At 43.7% G+C, this 18,351-nt stretch carries 19 protein-coding genes and 1 pseudogene; 19 read left to right on the top strand and 1 reads right to left on the bottom strand.

Annotation, left to right across the window (positions count from 1 at the left end; genetic code table 11):
* Positions 1 to 121: 121 nt before the first annotated feature.
* The 9 genes from BLT29_RS01690 (at position 122) to BLT29_RS01730 (ending at position 8,203) form a co-directional block, all read left to right on the top strand.
* Complete coding sequence (locus BLT29_RS01690; protein WP_176763743.1) at positions 122 to 1,435, top strand: MFS transporter; 1,314 nt, start codon at positions 122 to 124, stop codon at positions 1,433 to 1,435.
* A 261-nt stretch (positions 1,436 to 1,696) separates the two neighbouring features.
* A complete protein-coding gene (locus BLT29_RS01695) occupies positions 1,697 to 2,200 on the top strand; it encodes an aminoglycoside phosphotransferase family protein (RefSeq protein ID WP_090774593.1) in 504 nt (167 codons plus the stop codon).
* Positions 2,201 to 2,252: 52 nt separating this feature from the next.
* A complete protein-coding gene (locus BLT29_RS01700) occupies positions 2,253 to 3,491 on the top strand; it encodes an MFS transporter (RefSeq protein ID WP_090774594.1) in 1,239 nt (412 codons plus the stop codon).
* Between the two features lie 270 nt (positions 3,492 to 3,761).
* Entirely contained in the window at positions 3,762 to 4,235 is a 474-nt protein-coding gene (locus tag BLT29_RS01705) for an NUDIX hydrolase (protein WP_090774595.1), read from the top strand.
* A gap of 21 nt (positions 4,236 to 4,256) precedes the next feature.
* Positions 4,257 to 5,615, top strand: a complete 1,359-nt coding sequence (locus tag BLT29_RS01710) for an MATE family efflux transporter (RefSeq protein WP_176763744.1) — start codon at positions 4,257 to 4,259, stop codon at positions 5,613 to 5,615.
* A 135-nt stretch (positions 5,616 to 5,750) separates the two neighbouring features.
* Entirely contained in the window at positions 5,751 to 6,197 is a 447-nt protein-coding gene (locus tag BLT29_RS01715; RefSeq protein ID WP_176763745.1) for an OsmC family protein, read from the top strand.
* Positions 6,198 to 6,221: 24 nt separating this feature from the next.
* On the top strand, positions 6,222 to 7,100 hold the full coding sequence (locus BLT29_RS01720) for a GNAT family N-acetyltransferase (protein WP_090774598.1): 879 nt from the start codon (positions 6,222 to 6,224) through the stop codon (positions 7,098 to 7,100).
* 32 nt (positions 7,101 to 7,132) lie between these two features.
* A complete protein-coding gene (locus BLT29_RS01725) occupies positions 7,133 to 7,900 on the top strand; it encodes a class I SAM-dependent methyltransferase (protein ID WP_090774599.1) in 768 nt (255 codons plus the stop codon).
* Between the two features lie 117 nt (positions 7,901 to 8,017).
* On the top strand, positions 8,018 to 8,203 hold the full coding sequence (locus BLT29_RS01730; RefSeq protein WP_090774600.1) for a hypothetical protein: 186 nt from the start codon (positions 8,018 to 8,020) through the stop codon (positions 8,201 to 8,203).
* On the opposite strand, the gene tsaA is transcribed toward BLT29_RS01730, so the two are convergent.
* The gene (tsaA, locus tag BLT29_RS01735) at positions 8,198 to 8,668 is read right to left on the bottom strand and encodes a tRNA (N6-threonylcarbamoyladenosine(37)-N6)-methyltransferase TrmO (protein ID WP_090774601.1); all 471 of its coding nucleotides are present in this window, start codon (positions 8,666 to 8,668) and stop codon (positions 8,198 to 8,200) included. The two genes, BLT29_RS01730 and tsaA, sit on opposite strands and share 6 nt — an antisense overlap.
* Before the next feature lie 198 nt (positions 8,669 to 8,866).
* Here tsaA and BLT29_RS13530 point away from each other — a divergent pair, with 198 nt between their 5' ends.
* The 10 genes and pseudogenes from BLT29_RS13530 to BLT29_RS01780 all read left to right on the top strand — a co-directional run bounded on the left by BLT29_RS13530 (position 8,867) and on the right by BLT29_RS01780 (position 18,289).
* Positions 8,867 to 8,971: a putative holin-like toxin gene (locus BLT29_RS13530; RefSeq protein ID WP_245701023.1), complete on the top strand. Its 105-nt coding sequence runs from the start codon at positions 8,867 to 8,869 to the stop codon at positions 8,969 to 8,971.
* Between the two features lie 222 nt (positions 8,972 to 9,193).
* Positions 9,194 to 9,679 carry an NUDIX hydrolase gene (locus tag BLT29_RS01740; RefSeq protein WP_090774602.1) on the top strand — a complete coding sequence of 162 codons (486 nt, stop codon included), beginning with the start codon at positions 9,194 to 9,196 and terminating at the stop codon, positions 9,677 to 9,679.
* A 106-nt stretch (positions 9,680 to 9,785) separates the two neighbouring features.
* Positions 9,786 to 10,631 (top strand): annotated as a pseudogene (locus tag BLT29_RS14060) (AraC family transcriptional regulator).
* 109 nt (positions 10,632 to 10,740) lie between these two features.
* On the top strand, positions 10,741 to 12,117 hold the full coding sequence (locus BLT29_RS01750) for a dipeptidase (protein WP_090774603.1): 1,377 nt from the start codon (positions 10,741 to 10,743) through the stop codon (positions 12,115 to 12,117).
* Positions 12,118 to 12,172: 55 nt separating this feature from the next.
* Positions 12,173 to 12,988 carry a Cof-type HAD-IIB family hydrolase gene (locus BLT29_RS01755; protein ID WP_090774604.1) on the top strand — a complete coding sequence of 272 codons (816 nt, stop codon included), beginning with the start codon at positions 12,173 to 12,175 and terminating at the stop codon, positions 12,986 to 12,988.
* 173 nt (positions 12,989 to 13,161) lie between these two features.
* Entirely contained in the window at positions 13,162 to 14,100 is a 939-nt protein-coding gene (locus BLT29_RS01760) for a metal ABC transporter solute-binding protein, Zn/Mn family (RefSeq protein WP_245700990.1), read from the top strand.
* Positions 14,101 to 14,114: 14 nt separating this feature from the next.
* On the top strand, positions 14,115 to 14,870 hold the full coding sequence (locus BLT29_RS01765; protein WP_090774606.1) for a metal ABC transporter ATP-binding protein: 756 nt from the start codon (positions 14,115 to 14,117) through the stop codon (positions 14,868 to 14,870).
* Positions 14,848 to 15,783 carry a metal ABC transporter permease gene (locus BLT29_RS01770; RefSeq protein WP_090774607.1) on the top strand — a complete coding sequence of 312 codons (936 nt, stop codon included), beginning with the start codon at positions 14,848 to 14,850 and terminating at the stop codon, positions 15,781 to 15,783. The genes BLT29_RS01765 and BLT29_RS01770 overlap by 23 nt, the downstream gene beginning before the upstream one ends.
* Positions 15,784 to 16,686: a metal ABC transporter permease gene (locus BLT29_RS01775; RefSeq protein ID WP_090774608.1), complete on the top strand. Its 903-nt coding sequence runs from the start codon at positions 15,784 to 15,786 to the stop codon at positions 16,684 to 16,686. It begins immediately after the preceding gene.
* 223 nt (positions 16,687 to 16,909) lie between these two features.
* On the top strand, positions 16,910 to 18,289 hold the full coding sequence (locus tag BLT29_RS01780) for an AimR family lysis-lysogeny pheromone receptor (RefSeq protein WP_176763746.1): 1,380 nt from the start codon (positions 16,910 to 16,912) through the stop codon (positions 18,287 to 18,289).
* Positions 18,290 to 18,351: the final 62 nt, after the last annotated feature.

Raw genomic sequence — 18,351 nt, forward strand, 5'->3', positions numbered from 1 at the left:
GAGGGTCTTTTCTTTTTTGCCCAGTCTTTTGCACCCAATATTCCACAATGTGGAATATTACGTGTTTCAGTCCTCGAGAACTATTTTACACATACAAATCTACTTAAAAAGAGGGATGCACATGGACCAATTACAAAATAAAAGTCTCCAAAGAAAAAAATGGCTCATGTATTTACTATTAATCGCGATTTTCATGCTCGGATTTTTTGAAAGATTTGCGCCAGCGGTGTTTGCGGCTGATTTGATGGCGGAATTTCAGACGAGCGGTTCGATGCTAGGAACGATGACAGCGATGTATTTTGTGACGTATACAGCCTTGCAAATTCCAGCAGGTGTGCTTGCGGATCGTGTCGGTCCAAGGGAAATTGTTGGGATTGGGGCGGTCATTGCTGGACTGGGATCGCTTATTTTTAGTTTTGCGCCTACATATGCGCTCGTGAGTATCGGGCGCTTACTCGTTGGGCTTGGTGGTGCAACGGTATTCATTGGGATTATGAAGTTTAATGCAGAGTGGTTCGCAAAAGAAAGGTACGGATTGATTAGTGGGATCACGTTGTTACTTGGGAACTTAGGTGCCGCTTTAAGTGCTGGTCCACTCGCTGTGTTGTTGAGTTATGCGACATGGCGGAATACCTTTTTCTTAACGGGATTGATTGCGATTACACTTGGAATCTTGATTTATGTTGTGGTGCGAAATTCTCCGCAAGAGGTGGGGTTCAATCAAACTCAGGCAGTGTCGCGTAAAAAGAATCGGAACAGGTGGGATAAAGAGTTACGCAGTGTGTTTGCTGAAAAGTCGGTTTGGCCGGTTTTAATTGCGAGTGTTGGAACGAATGCAGTGTTTTATGCGTTTGTTGGTTTATGGGGTGTGCCGCTATTAACCGATAGCTTTCAACTAACGATAAGAGAAGCTTCTTTGTATACAACGGCTGGGCTAGTCGGCTATGGGATTGCTTCTGTTGTAATTGGCTGGTGCTCTGATAAAGCAGGTGTGCGCAAACCGTTTGTTGTGGTCAGCTCGGTGTTAGCATGTGTAGGCTGGTTAGGACTTCTTATTGCGCCTTGGCAATCTGGTTGGTCGGGCTTCTTGTTGTACACCATTGTCGGGGTTTCGGCGGCGCAAATGGTTGTTTCTTTTGCTGTTGTGAAAGAAGCGGTGTCGCCGCTTGTGGCTGGTATGGCGCTTGCACTAGTGAATGCAGGTGTATTTTTAGCCGTTGGTGGTATTCAACCGTTATTTGGGTTGATCATGGATATGATGTCGGATGGGGCACAGGTTAGTGGTGTGAGCGTGTACACATTTACACACTATCAATGGGGTCTCGGAATGATGTTTTTCATTAGTGCGGTGGGTATGATCGCCTCGATGTTTGTAAAAGAGACGTATTGTGGGAGAGAGATAGAGATGGAGCAGAAGGAAGTGAATGAGGGGTGATTTTTTCAATCTGTCAAGTATGCTAGAATAGAAGCTATGATGGTGTCATGATCTACTTTCAGACGGCGTTATTAATTGGTATGTTCTGTAACCTATTAGTGTCCACGCTAATGTTAGTTGAGTCAATCGTTACTCTGCCTAAAAAAGCTGCCTCTTTTAATGGGAACTTTGCTATCATAGACCGCGGGCGTGTAGACCCATAGTCTTCTTCATTTGCTTACTGTTATTATAAATGGTGGGTTTAGTAGCATCAACGGGGATTTGAAAAATTATTTAGGTGAGCAGTATGGTGACATCACCCCAATTCGGTTAACAGGTGGATACACAAATGAAACCTTTTTATTAAAAGGAACGACACCTCTTTTAGTAGCGAAAGTATATAACTTAGACCATAAATCATCTCGTAATGAGATCAATTGTTTGAAAAGGACGCAGCGTATCAGTGCGGTTCCAAAAATGTACGATTTGATTGAAAATAGTCCTTCACGCATAATGGTGATGGCGTATTGCAGTGGAACCAGCGGTCAAGTTATTTTAGATAGCGGGGACATAGAGACAACAAAACAAATATACAAACGTTTAGGGGAGGCGCTTGCTAGAAAAGTTCATGCAATCAAGTATAATGGCGATGCTTTTGGAATTAAGGAGTGTGAGGTGCATTGCTTAAACGACCACCTACTTCTCCAAGGGGCAACAAGAATATCCTGTAGTGATTTGGGTAAGACGGTTTCAAACAACATAGCTCCATTTCGATATTTTTTGTAAGTGCAGTTGATAAAAAGTAAATTATACATAAAATTAGAAATGAGGCGGGAAAATGAATCATTCATTATGGTCGCTTCCTCACTTTCGGAAGTTATGGCTTTCGCAAAATTTAAATGTATTATCAAGTATTTTGCTGCAAGTTGTGGTCATGATCGAAGTTTACAAGAGGACCAATTCTATTTTTGGTTCTTCTGTTGTGTTGGCGACGATATCTTTGGGGCTTTTTCTTGGTGGTATCGTGGCTTCTAATCATATTGATCGTTTTCCGTTAAAGAAAGTGATGCAGGTTTGCGGTTGGATGAGAGCGGTGTTAGTGATAATCATCGGAGGTGTTTTGTTCATCGATTCTCCAGTCATGTTGGTGGTCTTATACGTAATTTTATTTGCGTATTCATTTGTGAATGCTTGGTATCAACCAGCGCGGTTTGCGATGTTGCCATTGATCATTGAAAAAGGTCAGTACATGCAAGCAAATGGGACGCTTGTTCTTGCTAGGCAAATATTGATGACGGCCGGCTGGGGATTAGGGGGCTTTATCGCAATGTATGTCCCTTTGACCGTCACAATGGTGAGCATTGCCCTTTTTTATGTTATTTCAAGTGTTGTGATTGGTTCCATCAATGTCAATGAAGATGCTCATGTTCGTGGAGGAAAGCGAAAAGGATCTAACTGGGCGTTTGTGTTAAAAAATCCGATTGTACGCGCGATTACGATCATGGATGCTGCTGAAGCGTTAGCCAATGCCATTTGGACATCTGCTTTGCTTCTCGCTTTTACAACGTCTGTGCTCATGGTTGGTGAGGCGTGGTGGGGTTTTTTAAATGCGGGTTATTTTGTGGGAGCGATTTTAGGCGGATTAATTGTCACGCTTGAGGCAAAGCGATTTTCTACAAATATCGGGGTGATGATTGGGTTAGGTGGTATTTCAATGGGGATATTCACCATTTTGTTTTCTTTAAATACGATACCACTTTTAGCTGTTGTGATGTGTATTTTAATGGGACCGATGTATCAAGTACGTGATGTCTGCCAAGTAACGGTATTGCAACATGCTATTCCGGCCGAAAAAAGAGCGAGCGTGATGGCGACAAGAAGTGCTATTTTAACGCCGTGGAATGGCATAGCGGTTTTAATCATGGGTTTTTTAGCAGATGTGGTAAAGGTTCAATTTGTCTTTTTGTTTGCAGGTGGGTTATACGTTGGTGTCGCGTTGCTGGCTTTTTTGATTAAGTCGTTAAGGAAATACAAGATGAATCATGAGCAAAATGAAGAAATTCAGGAAAGTAGTTAAAAAGTCACCCCCAGCTAGGAGTCTATCCGATGGGGTAAGGTGATCGTCTACTTACGGATTGAAATCTTCCAGTCAAAAGGAAACAAAGCTAGCGCTTAATCCATCTTGCTTTCATGCAAGAGCGGGTTATTTTCGCGATTTTAAAGCGGATTTGATGAGGTGAAAGAGGTATATGAAAATATCATCGAACGTTGCTATACAAACTTATCTCAATATGACAAAGTCGAAATATATTGTCATCTTCATGGTGACTCAAAGGGGGATGTATGAATGAAAACGCGACGTTCATCACGTGCATTGCTTATAAATGAACGAAATGAAGTGTTACTCTTTAAATTCACACCTGAATATTTGAAGAGTAAACAGGCACTGTGGGTCACGCCTGGTGGCGGGGTAGAGGGGAGCGAGAGTGACGAACAAACGTTAAAAAGAGAACTCATGGAAGAGACGAATACGATTTTTGACCATGTCGGTCCATTTTTAGGTGTACGAGAACTCGTCATTTCAGATACCGAAGAGCCTTTTCTTAGTTACGAAAAATACTATTTAGTCAGATGTAACCGTTTAAATGCTTCATTTGAGCGCTTATCGACAGAAGAAGCGGCGTCTATGATAGATGTGAAATGGTGGACGTATGAGGAGTTGAAAGCAACAAAAGAGCTGATTGCACCACCGGATTTAGTGAATGTGTTAGAACGTGTATTGAGAGAAGACTTCTCGTTTGTGCCGTATCAGTTTGCTTAGTTGATAGAGAGGATGAGGGCGATGGCAAGGAAGTTAGATTTTGTTCGTGATCCGATTACTCGATTAATCGTAAGAACAAGTTTACCAATGTTATTAGGGACCATGGTGTCGATGGCAGTGATGGTGGCAAATGTGTTTTTTATGGGAAATGTGAGTGCGGAGGCAATTTATATTCGTAGTTTGTACACACCACTCGCTTTTTTGACAATTGCGATAGCAGAAGGATTTGCCATTAGCAGCCAAGTGATGATTGCGCGTTTTAAAGGGGCACAAAATGATGTCGCGATTCGAAAGTGTGTCACGCATTTTGTCACGCTTGTGCTCGTTGCGATGCTCATTTTAGTCATAACCATTTATATTTCTGCGCCACTTATTGCGAATTTCTTTGGTTTGCAAGCGGATGTAAAAGCAATGTTTATGTCGTTTTTACGGGTCATGTTTTTGACTAATATACTTGTGACATTCACAGTCGTTTTATTTGCGATGTTGCGAGGTTATGGTCATGTGAAACAAGCGGTCATACTGAGTGTCGGGTATGCGCTACTAAATGTCAGTTTGGTGTTCTTGTTTTCTGTTTATTGGCACCAAGCGTTGTTATCAATTGTGTATGCAAATGCGATTAGTTCTCTTTGTGCTGGTGTGGCTGCCTATTTCTTGTTGTTTAAGCAGAAAATCGTTCAATTACGTTTTGCGCACTTGCGAGAAATGAAGTCAACATTGGCTATGGTGGGGCGTGTCGGTATTCCTGTGTCGCTGTCTTATCTCGTATTATTTATAAGTACATTTTTATTTGCAAAAATTGCTGTCCCTTTCGGTGAAGCGGCGGTGACGGGATTTAAAGTAGCATGGAACATCCAAGTGTTTATCATTGTCCCTGCGCTCGCCATTGGTGGAGCGATCGGGATTATTATGAATCACAACATTGGTGCAGGGAAGCCATTTCTGCCACGGGTGTTTACGACATTTAAAACAGGGGTTTTGTTGACGTGTTTATTTTATCTTGTGTTCTCGTTTGTGATGTTGTTCTTCAATGAAACGCTGGCAAGGTGGATGTTAGCTGAATATGCTGAAGCCGTTCCTTATGCAGTGGATTATTTAAATATCGTCGCACCGACATATATGTTAATGGGTGCAATTCTAATGACGACATCGGTGTTGGAGCAAATTAATAGAGGATTTATGGCGTTGTGGATGAACGCGGCGTATTTTGCGACGATTATTGTGGTCAGTTGGGTGTTGACTGCGCAATTAGGGTTGCTTTCCTACTTTTATTGGACAACATTTTTTGCAAATATTGCTGGAGTGTCCGGGGTGATTTTCGTATTTGTTTTCTTGCGTCGGTCATATGGGAAAGTAACGCAAGTCGATCAAGCGGTGTGAGGGGGAAAGGTGGCGAGAAATTTTACTAAAGGGAATGATATTTTTCATACGGTATATGGTATATGGTATATGGTATAAGAGAACTATTGGAAGAATGCGAGAAAAATGTTAACTAGTGAGAGAGGGAGTGAAGGAATGAAACATGTTGTTGAATACGAGGGCAATTGGCATGGAGGTTTGAAAGGGGAAGGGTTGTTCCAGGCAGGAGGACTCAAGCATGATATATCTGTACCTGCAGAAATGAACGGAAAAGGTGTAGGGACAAATCCAGAGGAATTGTTACTTGCGGCTGCGAGCAATTGTTACTTAATCACACTTGCGATCTCATTGCAGATGAAAGCAATCGAGGTGACGCGGATTGAATTGAAGTCAGAAGCGACCGTTTCCATTGGGGAAAATGGTCCGACCTTGGATGCCGTGACGCACCGGCCGGAAGTCATTGTAACGGAAAAGAGACACGCTGATCATAAAGAGGCCATTCTTTCTTGCATGCAAGCAGCAGAGCGGAGTTGTATGGTTTCGCGTGCGCTGGCTGGAAATGTGACTGTAAAAGCGGAAGGGTGCGTTAGGATAGGTGTGTAGGGCGTAGAAGATGCGGTGTAGTATATGAAAAACTATCAATACATTTACGATTACAAAGATCATCAAGTTTATAGAGAGAGCTTCAATGAACTTGCTGAGAAAACATTCGGAATCAATTTTCACCTATGGTATGAAAAAGGATGTTGGAATGATCGTTATATTTGTCATTCTTACGTCGACGGTGATCGCGTTGTCGCCAATGTGTCGGTTAATAAAATGACCGTGGTGCGTGCCGGAAAGGAATACCGAGCATTACAGATAGGGACGGTCATGACACATCCAGACTATCGGAATCAAGGCTTATCCAAAGCCTTAATGAAGAAAATTGATGATAGGTATGAGGGTCAGTATGACTTCATGTATTTGTTTGCAAATGATGATGTCCTTGATTTTTATCCGAAGTTTGGATTTACACGTATGCACGAGAGAAACGATGTGTTGGATGTGCGGAATTGGGAGAAGCAGCCAACCGCGCAGGTTCGCAAATTGGACCCAGAAGATCGAAAAGACTTTGCGCTCTTGCAAACATTTGCTGAGGAAAGAGTGCCCGTGTCTTCGGAATGTGGGATAAAGGATGGTCAACATCTATTGATGTTTCATTTTCTCCTTGGGTTTCCTGAGTCAATCTATTTGATCGAGGAAGAAGAAATAATTGTATTATATGATGAAGTGGAAGGAACATTACATTTGTATGATGTGATCAGTAGACAGCGTGTTGATTTGAAGAAAATGTTGCCGATGATCATTTCGCCTCATACAAAAGAGATTGTCTTTCACTTTGTCCCTGATTATCTGGAGAGAGGGCTAGTAGAGAAAGAAACAGATGGAGATGCGTTATTTGTGCGCTCATCAGTACCATTTGCGACAACTAAGTTACTGTTTCCAGTGACATCACATGCGTAAAGATGAATGAGAGGTTTAAAAAGGTGAACAATATGAATGATAATCTACAAGAATACGAAAATCCGATTGAATACGATAAAGAAAATGACGTTCATACTGCGGACATCCCGCTCATTGCGTCGTGGGCAAAAAAAGTGACAGGACCCATCATTGACCTAGCTTGTGGCACGGGTCGGGTCACAATCCCGTTAGCTCAAGCAGGTCATCAGATGGTCGGCATTGATATTCACGCTGGCATGCTAGCAAGAGCGCGTGAAAAAGCAGCACATGCCAATGTAGACATTCCTTTCTATGAACAACACTGCACTGCATTGCAGTTGGAGGGAATGGAACAAAGTGCGCTCGTGTATATGGTCGGCAACTCGTTCCAACACTTTTTAACAAATGAAGCCCAAGATGCGTTACTTGCTGGGGTATCACGTTTGTTAAAAGAAGGTGGGCTGTTTATTTTTGACACACGTTTTCCGAGTGCAGAAGAATTGCTAGAAGAAGAGCACGAGGCGTATTGGCGTAGTTACGAAGATGAACAAGGACAAGTCATTGATGTGTTCACATCGGCGACTTATGATCCAGTGAGTCAAGTACAGAAGAATGTAACGGTGAGACGGAGAAAGAAAGACAATACTGTGGTCAATCAGTCAAAGATTGATTTGCGGTATGTGTACCCACAAGAAATGTTACGCTTATTTTCGGCACATCAATTTAAAGTTGTTGCCTCGTATCAAGACTGGCAAGGACACCCGCTGAGAGAGGATGCACAGGATATGGTGTATGTAGTGCAAAAGGAGACGGGAATGTAAAAAGCTCCTTTATTTCCGGGCTTTGCCATATATTTAAGCATTGATATTAGCACCGCCTTGTTTGTTCATAATATACTAGAAAAAATCATTGCGACAACAGGAGGGGAGAAGCTGTCCATGGATAAAAAGACGATTGCAGGTACTATATTAATGATGTTTCTAATAGATCATTTTATCGGAGATTACTTTCCAGGCTATAAAGATTACTTTATTGGGAGAGTTGTTTTACTTATTATTGCGGTGCTCCTAGTATTTCTCTACCTTAAGAAAGACAAGGAGGATGAGGCGGCTGACCGCTCATAACTTGTCTACAAAATAATCCCGCATTAATTCCGTGATCCATTCCGGTTGCGTTGTTTCTTCGCGTGGGGCAAATTCTTTTACGTATGGTTTGATATCTAATATAGGCGTCCCATCGACGGCATCTAAGCCACGGACGTACACATTTCTCCCTTCTACCGAAAGCAATTGACAGGTCGTCGCACCAAGCTGGTTGGGCCGATTTTTCGCGCGTTGGGCAAAGATGCCGACTTTTGGCCAGGCAGTGTTGCCACGTGGATGGCGGGCGCTAGTCGTAATGGTGCTGACTTTGTGCATGTAAAAGAGAACATCGATGTGTGAGAAAGTTTCGAGTCCAACAAGTGTATCTGGGTGAAGGTTGTCGCACAATGTAATGCAACTGTCAACAGCGCCCCATTCATCATCGGTGAGTGCTTTTCGCGGAGAGGAGATGTAGCCGATTGGTTGTAAAGTGATGTTTTTGTTCATAGTGTTTGTCTCCTTGTATTTTTTTACTTACCGTCATAGATCAAGCCAATGTGCTATGTTGAGATGTGAAATAGAGATAACACTATCTAATCATGATAGCGTTGTCAAAAATAGTTTCATCATGTTATACTGACGGTGCAATAGCATATGGGTTTTTAAGGGTGGCGGCAATCCCTCCGAAAGGAGGTGAGTGCTGTGATGACGACATTTCATACGTTAGTGCTAATGATTGCATTTGGCGGACTGATTGTATCAATCGTCAACGTGTCGCAGAAGGAAAATTGCGATAATGATAAGAAATAACCACCCTTAAGCGTGCGAGCGGTAGGGTGGCAGTTGTAACCTCATATTGTGAGCCGCCCCTCTTAAAGGGAGCCCTGTTATTGCAGACCGTGGGTGTTCAAGCACTCGCGGTCATTTTAGTTTATGCTTTCTTAAGTTTAAGTATACACGCACGGCGTGGAATACGTCAAGTTGATCGTTAGCGTAGGTTAGGGAAAAAATTAGCTCAAGGAAGGTGATTATATGAATTGGCAACGGCATATCGGCGTGTACGGGATTTGTCATGATCCAGCGACGAAGAAACTGTGTGTCATTCAAAAGAAGGGTGGTCCTTATGACGGGATGTATGATTTGCCAGGCGGATCACTTGAATCAAACGAAACGTTAGAAGAAGCGTTGAAACGAGAGTTTGTTGAAGAGACTGGATATCAAATTGAAGTTGTAAGAAGTATCGGTACGGCTGATTTTTTAGTAGAAGAGAGTAAAAGAAATAGATGTGTCCACCATATCGCGCTATATTACGAAGTATTAGTGAAAGAAGGACAAGCGAGGGAGTTGCCAAAGAAAGTGTCAGCGGATAGCCAAGTCAAACCGAATGACTCAGGTGGTGTATACTGGCTTGACCCGAGTGAAGCAAGCACAGTACCATTATCGCCACTCGTGCAAAAGGCGCTTGACTGGCTTGCTTCAGGAGATTTAGGGGTTGAGGCGGGTTCTTACAGTATGTAACCCGACAAAACTGGTGCACCGATTGTCGGGTATGAGATCCTTCTCGTTGGTATCCTGAAATAGGTGGCAAAAGTCATACACTATTTTACGAAAGGTGGTTGTTCGGGTGGATGCATTAGAAAAAATGAATGAAGCGCTGCGGTACATCGAGGATCATTTGACAGAAGACATTGATCTTCGTGTGGTGGCGCAGAAAGCTTGTTGTTCGGTATACCACTTTAAACGGATGTTTTCTTTTATTGCAGGTGTGACGTTAGCAGAGTACATTCGGCGCCGGCGTTTGACTAAAGCGGCATTTGCCTTAAAGGAGACAGACGTGAAAGTGATTGATATTGCGCTAGCGTATGGATACCAATCAGCCGATGCATTTACGCGGGCGTTTCAACACATGCATGGGGTGACACCAACGGCGGCGCGACAAGCAGGGCACTTACTAACGGCATATCCACCGATGACATTCCACCTTTCGATTTGAGGGGGCAGCGAGATGAATTATCGTATCGAAGAGAAAGACGCCTTTAAGGTTGTTGGGTTGAAAAAGCGGGTAAAGCTTGTTTCGACGGGTGAGAATTCGGAGATCGTTGAGGTGTTAGAAGCGATCAGCGATGAGACATACGCCGAACTAGAAGCTCTTTCAAATATGGCGCCAGCAGGGATTTTGAATGTTTGTGCCAACTTTTCTGAAGAAGGTTCAGGTGCGGGTGAACTTGATTTTTACGTGGCTGCGACAACGACAAAGCAGGCACCTGCGCACTTTGAAACGTTGAAGATAGATGTATCGTCATGGGCGGTGTTTTCAATTGAAGGAGACTGGGAGGATGTGCAAGCGCTGTGGGGACGCATCTATAGTGAATGGTTCCCAACTTCCGGCTATGAACACGCTGGAGGGCCCGAGATATTAGGTGGAACGGAAGAACAAAGTGAGATTTGGATCCCAGTCGTGAAGAAATAACAAAGAGGCGTCGTCTGCATATGGTAGGCGACGCCTTTTTCTTTTCACATGCATGCTAAAGATGCGCGTGATACAATAAAGAGGAATTTAGAGAATGAGGTGTTGTTTAATGAAAGAAGCAGTCATTGCACATTTACGTGAAAATCGTGATCAATATGTAGAGGAACTAAAAGATTTTTTAAAACTGCCGAGTATTAGTGCCGATTCTGCGCATCATGAAGATGTGCGGGAAACAGCCGTCTGGTTAAAAGCGGCGTTAACGTCGGCTGGAATGGATAAAGTAGAAGTAATTGAAACAGACAAGCACCCCCTTGTTTATGCCGAATGGCTTCGTGCGGGCGAAGAGGCAGAGACGATTTTGATTTATGGACATTATGACGTGCAGCCGGTTGATCCACTTGATTTGTGGGAGACGCCACCGTTTGAGCCGAGTATTCGGGATGGCAAGTTGTATGCGCGCGGGGCAAGCGATGATAAAGGACAAACGTTGATGCACATCAAAGCGGTGCAAGCAATGCTTGAAGTAGAAGGGAAGCTACCGTTTAATGTGAAGTTTTTAATTGAAGGTGAAGAAGAAATTGGCTCGCCAAGTTTAGATGCGTTTGTGGAAAGCGAGAAAGAAAAACTTGCTGCGGATGTGTTAATCATTTCCGATACGCCGATGCTTTCGGCTGGTCGTCCCGCCATTTGTACCGGGTTACGCGGGATTGCTGCGCTGCAAATTGATGTGCGCGGGACAAAAGGTGACTTGCATTCAGGCTTATATGGCGGTGCCGTGCAAAATGCGCTGCATGCACTCGTGCAGCTCTTAGCTTCCTTTCGCGATGAGCAAGGGCGTATTCAAGTGGCTGGCTTTTATGACGGCATTGAAGCTTTGCCTGAAGCAGAAAAAGACAGCCTCGCTGCACTAGGAAGCGGCGATGAAGAAATGAAAGAAGAGACCGGTGTGCGTGAGTTGTTTGGTGAGGCAGGATACACGAGTCGCGAGCGGACATGGACGCGCCCGACGTTAGAATTAAACGGCGTATACGGTGGTTTTCAAGGAGAGGGTGTCAAAACCGTCATTCCGGCAACAGCGCATGCGAAATTGACGTGCCGCCTTGTGCCGGGACAAGATCCGACCGACATTTTCGAGAAAATTGAAGCCCACATTGCGGCGCATACGCCACCGGGTGTGACGATCACGACCGAACGACATGATAGCGGCAAACCTTTTGCGGCGCCAGTGACAGATCGTGCGTTCCAAGCAGCGGCACAAGCCTATGCTGATGTGTATAACACGGAGGTGGCTTACACACGTATGGGGGGTTCCATCCCAGTGGTGGAGACGTTTGATGCTGCGCTTGGCGTGCCGATTGTTTTAATGGGCTTTGGTTTACCAAGTGAGAATTTCCATGCACCGAATGAGCACTTTCACTTAGATAATTTTGATAAAGGGTTGGAGACGATTGTGGCTTTCTGGGCACATTATGCACAGAAAGGGTAAGGATTGTCGCAATTTCATTGTATGTGAATGGCTTTAGAAAAAGGAGTGGGTAGGAATGGAGAAACAACAATCCCAAGAAGAAGTGGTGCGTCCAATTCGGTTAGTAGCCATTGATATGGATGGTACGCTTTTAAATAGAGAGGGAAAAGTTTCAGAAGGCAATAAAGCAGCGATCACGGAGATGGTGGCTCTTGGTGTGACACTTGTGATTAGTACAGGAAGGTGTTATCCGGAATGCACGGAGCATACTGATGGGTTGAATTTAAGAGAGGACTTTTTCTTTGTGAATGTCAATGGCAGCGAGATCCGTGATAAAACTGGACAACTCCTGTATCGCCGTGTACTTGATCAAGAAGTCGTCGATCATATTTATGATTTGCACGCGAAGCATGAGGCGCGTATTTGGGGAATGACAACAGCAAGAAACTTTTCTGGCGCCCTTCCCGACCGTGATGAGGCACATGAATGGATGAAATTTGGTTTTGATACAGAAGATGACGATGTGCGTGAATCATTAAAAGCGGCGCTGGAGGAAAAAGGGCTAACCGAGATTACAAATTCAAGTCCATATAATATAGAAGTGAATGCGCTTGGTATTAACAAAGCGGCAGCGATCAAACAACTAGGTGAGAAGTTAGGGATCACCATGAATGAAGTGATGGCGATTGGTGATAGTCTAAATGATATTGCGATGATTCGAGAAGCAGGTGTTGGTGTTGCGATGGGCAATGCCCAAGATGTTGTGAAACAGGCGGCCGATTGGATTACGGCGACGAATGAGCAAGACGGTGTAGCAGCCGCGATCCAACGTTGGGTGATTGTACCACAAACGATAGCCCACCGACGCAAGTTAGATTCATCGGAAGAATAAACATATCATTGCAAGAAGACAGCAGGGGCAACTACCCTATGCTGTCTTTTTTATGGTAAAAAGCTTGACAAAGTTGGTGAAGACTATTAAAGTTGCCTTAAAGAAACTTTATTGATGGACGGCAAGTGATGCACAATTTGAGAGAAGCAATCAGACGAAAGGAAGTGTGCGGAGTGGGTAACCGACTATGGAGCGGCGCCTTGTTAAATTTAAGTGCGATCGCTTTGTTAAGCGGCTGTAATGAGGAAAGTGCGAATAAAAATAATGGCGAGGACGAAGCAATTAAAATTGTGACGACAACCGCGCAAATTGGAGAACCGCTAGAAGTGATTGGCGGAGATCGGGTAGATGTGACGAGTTTAATGGGTCCAGGTGTTGACCCACACTTATATACAGCGACCCAAGGAGATATTAAAACGTTAAGTGATGCCGATATGATCTTTTACAATGGTCTCTATTTAGAAATGCAAATGAACAAAGTGTTTGAAAATATTAATGTCCCAGCGATCCCGATCGGTGAAGCGGTGAAAACAACTGATTTACTTGAAGATGAAGAAGATGAAACAGCGAATGATCCGCATATTTGGTTTGATGTTCGTTTATGGAAACAAGCGCTCAATGCGGCAGTGGAAGAGTTAAAGACATTTTCACCTGACGATGCAGAGATGTTTGAGGAAAATAAGCAGGCGTATTTTGAGGAGTTAGAGGAATTATATACGTACGCGACGGAGAAATTGGCCGAGATCCCCGAGGAAAAACGGGTGCTTGTCACTGCGCACGATGCGTTCCAATATTTTGGGCGGATGAATAATATAGAGGTAATCGGTTTACAAGGGTTGAGCACAGAAGATGAAGTAGGCATTATGGATATTCAGGGAACGATTGATCTGGTCGTGGAAAAAGGTGTTCCAGCAGTATTTGTGGAAAGCAGTGTGAACCGTTCTTCGATTGAAGCAGTTATTGAAGGAGCCAGTAAAGCCGGTTTGGATATAGAACTAGGTGGAGAATTATTTTCAGATGCGATGGGAGAAGCCGGAACAGAAGAGGGCACGTATATCGGCATGTATCGTCATAATGTAGATACGATTTATGATGCGTTAATGCGCAAGTAATAGGGGATGAAAAAATGAATGTGTTAGAGGTACAAGGGCTGAGTGCAGCCTACCGTAAAAATACAGCTTTAACAAATGTCACTTGTTCAATCTCGCAAGGATCATTAACGGGGATTGTTGGGCCAAACGGTGCCGGAAAGTCCACGTTGATTAAAACGTTGCTTGAGTTGCACCCACGTCTTGCTGGGGAAGTCACGTTTTTTGGTTCCACCCTCGCAAAGGAAAAAAAGCGCATCGGATATGTGCCGCAGCGCGGGTCGGTTGACTGGGACTTCCCGACAAACGCACTTGATGTCGTGATGATGGGTTTGTACGGTCATATTGGTTGGTTAAAGTGGCCAAAGAAAAAGCACGAAGAAAAAGCGCATGCGGCGCTCGAACAAGTCGGGATGACGGATTATGCGACGCGGCAAATTAGTCAGCTTTCAGGCGGGCAACAGCAACGTGTATTTTTAGCGCGTGCGCTTGTGCAAGCAGCGGATTTATACTTCATGGATGAACCACTTGCGGGCGTTGATGCAGCGACCGAGCGAGCGATCATGGCGATTTTAAAGCAGTTAAAAGAAGCAGGGAAAACCGTGCTTGTCGTGCATCATGACTTGCAGACGGTTACCGACTACTTTGATCATGTATTATTTTTAAATCGGACGGTGATTGCACACGGCCCGACGGAGACAACATTTACAAATGAGAACATCGAGAAAACGTATGGTGGTGCTGTGCGGTTTATAAAGGAGGGGACGTTCAATGGCCATTCTCGCGTCCGCTAACTTCCAATGGGTATTGCTTAGTACGACGATGCTTGGGATTGCAGCGGGCATGTTCGGTGTATTGGCGTACTGGAAAAAGCAAAGTTTAATGAGTGATACGTTGTCTCACGCTGCTTTACCTGGTGTGATTGTCGCTTTTATGATTATGAATGAGAAAAATTTATTTCTCCTTGTTGTCGGGGCGGCATGTAGTGCGTTACTTGGGGCTTGGTTTATTCATGTGATTCGTTCATCGACGCGCATTAAAGAAGATACAGCGATGGGCATGATTTTATCGGTCTTCTTTGGTGCCGGAATGGTATTGTTAACGATTGTGAATCGAACGGCGAGTGGCAGTCAAAGTGGGCTGGACACATTTATTTTTGGTCAGGCGGCGAGCATGGTTCGTCAAGACGTGTATACAATGACGGCGCTGGCGTTAGTGGTCATTATGATGATTGTCATTGCTTTTAAGGAATGGAAAATTTATTTATTCGATTTACAATTCGCCAAAGGATTAGGGTTACCGACATCATTAATGCATATCTTTTATGTGCTAGGACTTGTCGTCACGATCGTTATCGGCATTCAAGCGGTCGGGGTCATTTTAATGGCCGCGCTCCTAATCATTCCAGCAGTGAGCGCACGGTATTGGACGCATTCTTTTAAAGTGATGATGTTTTTGTCTGCCATATTTGGTGGTTTATCTGGTGCGATTGGCACCTTTGTCAGCGCACAAGGAGCGAACTGGCCAACCGGTCCTTTCATCGTTTTAACAGCAACCGCATTTTTCCTTGTGTCACTTGTGTTTGGTAGGTCGCATGGTTTGTTAACGGAATACTTCACCTATAAAAAGCAGCAAAAAGAGCTGGCGCAACCTGAGGATGAAAGAACCCAACTTCCTGGTGTGTTATCGAAAGAAGGTGGCAGGTAGATGCTTTCTTACGAAGGGTGGATTTTATTAACAGGTGCGCTCGTTGGCATGACGTGCGGGATTGTCGGCGTCTATTTAATTTTACGGCGGATGGCAATGATGTCGGATGCAATCAGTCATACAGTGCTATTAGGGATTGTACTTGCCTATCTTGTCACCAATAGTTTGGAAGGGGTCCACATGCTCATTGGTGCGACGATTGCTGGATTAGTGACGACGTTCCTTGTGCAGTGGTTTCATTCAAAAGGGGTGCAGCATGATGCGTCGATTGGCGTAGTATTTACAGCGCTATTTGCCATTGGCGTCATTTTAATTGCGACGAGTGTTGGAAATGTTCATTTAGACGTGAAGCATGCGCTTATGGGCGAGATTGCTTTTATCCCGTGGCATACGATGTCCGTGCTCGGTTTTGATGTGCCTGTTGCGACGCTGATGCTACTTGGCGTGTTTGCGCTCGTATTCCTGCTTGTCCTTGCGTTTTACAAGGAGTGGAAGATTATTGCCTTCGACCCCGCGCTTGCGGCGAGTTTAGGGTTACCGGTATTATTACTCCATTACGTATTTATGACGCTCGTTTCCGTCACAACGGTGGCTTCTTTTGATGCTGTTGGTGCGATTATGGTTGTCGCGATGCTCATTACGCCAGCTGCGGCTGCATATTTGTGGACGGAGCGATTATCGGTCATGCTCGTGCTAAGCGCCTTATTCGGTGTGGTTGCAGCGATTAGTGGTTATTATGTCGCTGTTTGGCTCGATAGTTCCATTTCTGGCACGATGGCAGTCATGACCGGTGTTGTTTTTCTTGTTAGCTTTCTTGTGTCGCCATCTCATGGTCTGTTATCGAAGTGGCTTCGCCCGGTGACGAAAGAAACGGAGACGATTGTGGAGGCACATAGTGACTAGTTGGAGAAGAGGGAAGGGCTTGCCGTGGGGGGCAGGCCTTTTGTTGTTTATAGGATGGAATGAATTACATACCAGATTAGTTTTGTTTAGACGCAAATGCTCGATTTTGAACGCGGCATCCAAGAAAAATATTGATAAATGACAAAAGATAATTTCGATATTTCTGTTGATAGTTCTGTCGATATTTAGTATGTTAAGAGTACAACATATTGGGGGGGTTGACATGAGTATCAATGATGCGCTGTTTTATATTGATGCTGAAGTAAGCCACGTTAATGTAATTGAGAAAGATACGGAGCGAATGTTAAGAGAAAAGGGTCTGTGGGAAAATGAGGATGCATGGACTGAAGAAGTGATGTATCAACTAGCAAGGTTTTATCCAAGGTATTCATTTGAACAGATCTTACTTTCTGTCCAGGAAATGGCGCAAAATCGTATGATACATCTTATGAATACATATGCGCTAACAGTGATCAACAGAGAACATGTTGAAGATGCCTTGGAGTATGCCGTACAATTCCAGCAAATAGATGTGCTTGAAAGACTTCTTTTGTTACATGGAATTGGTAACGCTTTCAAATGGTGGTGTTCAACGTACAAGCTGCTTTTAGACATTTTAAAAGGGAAACTCTCATGTGAAGAGGTCGTGCAACGATCATCTAACTTAATGAAAAAAGTGGACGAACCAGTTCTGCAATTTCGATTGATGTCTATGTGTATCCTTGCAGAGTTTTATCGAGGTAATATTGGTGAAGCATTATCGTTCATCGAGAAATTACCCCACTTATTATTTAAACATGTAAAACCGGGGTTTGTAAGGAGTACGATAATGCACCGTGTATCCTTGATAAGGGTAATGCATGTTCTCTATGAAAAGGGAGATGTTGAACAAGCAGAGAGAGATTTATTGAAGCTTAAAAAAGAAAATATCCCCGAAATTGTACTTGCTGCTTGTTATCATCTTCTTGGAATCGCGACATTGTTTGAAGATGATGATCGTTGTATCGCTTATTTTCACAAAGCAAATTTTTATGCCTCAAATTTGGGGCTGGGTGATTACCGGAGGCGGATACTTGCGAAGTATATTCCATTTGCACGCAATGTCCGTAAAGAAAAATTTGATATTTCCGAAGGCGTTGAGGTTTTACCTGAAGAAAAGATTCACCAATATCTTGTTCGAGGAGAATTGAAGAATGCCCTTTCATTAGCTGATCAATTAAGCCGCAATGGACATAAAAACATTCTTTTAACTTTATACTGGGCAAAAGCATCACAAGATATCGAGCGCATGTTAGATGTTTATGGGCAGTTATTTGAAGAGAATCATGCGTATTTAGCACCCTACGTACAGCAAGAAATATCCCATTTGCAAAACTTAAAAGATAGTCAACTTGAGCGAGCAAAATGGGAAGCGCAGTTTTCAATTCGTGAGCTAGAGGTTTTGGATAAGATTTACCGAGGATACAGTCAGAAAGATGCCGCAGAAATGTTGTGCATAGAATTGCAAACGTTTAAGAATCATGTCACCCGTATTTTGCAGAAGTCAGGGATTCGAAGCAGTAAGGAAATAGTTTTAATGGCGAAAAAGAATAATTGGATCTAAGAGAGGGCTCTTCTTAAAGAAATAGGTACTAATAAAGTGAGGACTTACGGAGGATGAAACCG

The sequence above is a fragment of the Shouchella lonarensis genome (assembly GCF_900096965.1).
In the GTDB taxonomy this organism is placed as follows: Bacteria; Bacillota; Bacilli; order Bacillales; family Bacillaceae_D; genus Shouchella; species Shouchella lonarensis.

What these genes read in the sequence shown, in the direction of transcription:
- BLT29_RS01720 (WP_090774598.1), top strand. Translation starts at nt 6,222, where the DNA reads ATGAAAAACTATCAATACATTTACGATTACAAAGATCATCAAGTTTAT.
- BLT29_RS01780 (WP_176763746.1), top strand. Translation starts at nt 16,910, where the DNA reads ATGAGTATCAATGATGCGCTGTTTTATATTGATGCTGAAGTAAGCCAC.
- tsaA (WP_090774601.1), bottom strand. Translation starts at nt 8,668, where the DNA reads ATGAACAAAAACATCACTTTACAACCAATCGGCTACATCTCCTCTCCG.
- BLT29_RS01740 (WP_090774602.1), top strand. Translation starts at nt 9,194, where the DNA reads ATGAATTGGCAACGGCATATCGGCGTGTACGGGATTTGTCATGATCCA.
- BLT29_RS01690 (WP_176763743.1), top strand. Translation starts at nt 122, where the DNA reads ATGGACCAATTACAAAATAAAAGTCTCCAAAGAAAAAAATGGCTCATG.
- BLT29_RS13530 (WP_245701023.1), top strand. Translation starts at nt 8,867, where the DNA reads ATGACGACATTTCATACGTTAGTGCTAATGATTGCATTTGGCGGACTG.
- BLT29_RS01775 (WP_090774608.1), top strand. Translation starts at nt 15,784, where the DNA reads ATGCTTTCTTACGAAGGGTGGATTTTATTAACAGGTGCGCTCGTTGGC.
- BLT29_RS01765 (WP_090774606.1), top strand. Translation starts at nt 14,115, where the DNA reads ATGAATGTGTTAGAGGTACAAGGGCTGAGTGCAGCCTACCGTAAAAAT.
- BLT29_RS01700 (WP_090774594.1), top strand. Translation starts at nt 2,253, where the DNA reads ATGAATCATTCATTATGGTCGCTTCCTCACTTTCGGAAGTTATGGCTT.
- BLT29_RS01715 (WP_176763745.1), top strand. Translation starts at nt 5,751, where the DNA reads ATGAAACATGTTGTTGAATACGAGGGCAATTGGCATGGAGGTTTGAAA.
- BLT29_RS01710 (WP_176763744.1), top strand. Translation starts at nt 4,257, where the DNA reads ATGGCAAGGAAGTTAGATTTTGTTCGTGATCCGATTACTCGATTAATC.
- BLT29_RS01750 (WP_090774603.1), top strand. Translation starts at nt 10,741, where the DNA reads ATGAAAGAAGCAGTCATTGCACATTTACGTGAAAATCGTGATCAATAT.
- BLT29_RS01770 (WP_090774607.1), top strand. Translation starts at nt 14,848, where the DNA reads ATGGCCATTCTCGCGTCCGCTAACTTCCAATGGGTATTGCTTAGTACG.
- BLT29_RS01705 (WP_090774595.1), top strand. Translation starts at nt 3,762, where the DNA reads ATGAAAACGCGACGTTCATCACGTGCATTGCTTATAAATGAACGAAAT.
- BLT29_RS01725 (WP_090774599.1), top strand. Translation starts at nt 7,133, where the DNA reads ATGAATGATAATCTACAAGAATACGAAAATCCGATTGAATACGATAAA.
- BLT29_RS01755 (WP_090774604.1), top strand. Translation starts at nt 12,173, where the DNA reads ATGGAGAAACAACAATCCCAAGAAGAAGTGGTGCGTCCAATTCGGTTA.
- BLT29_RS01730 (WP_090774600.1), top strand. Translation starts at nt 8,018, where the DNA reads ATGGATAAAAAGACGATTGCAGGTACTATATTAATGATGTTTCTAATA.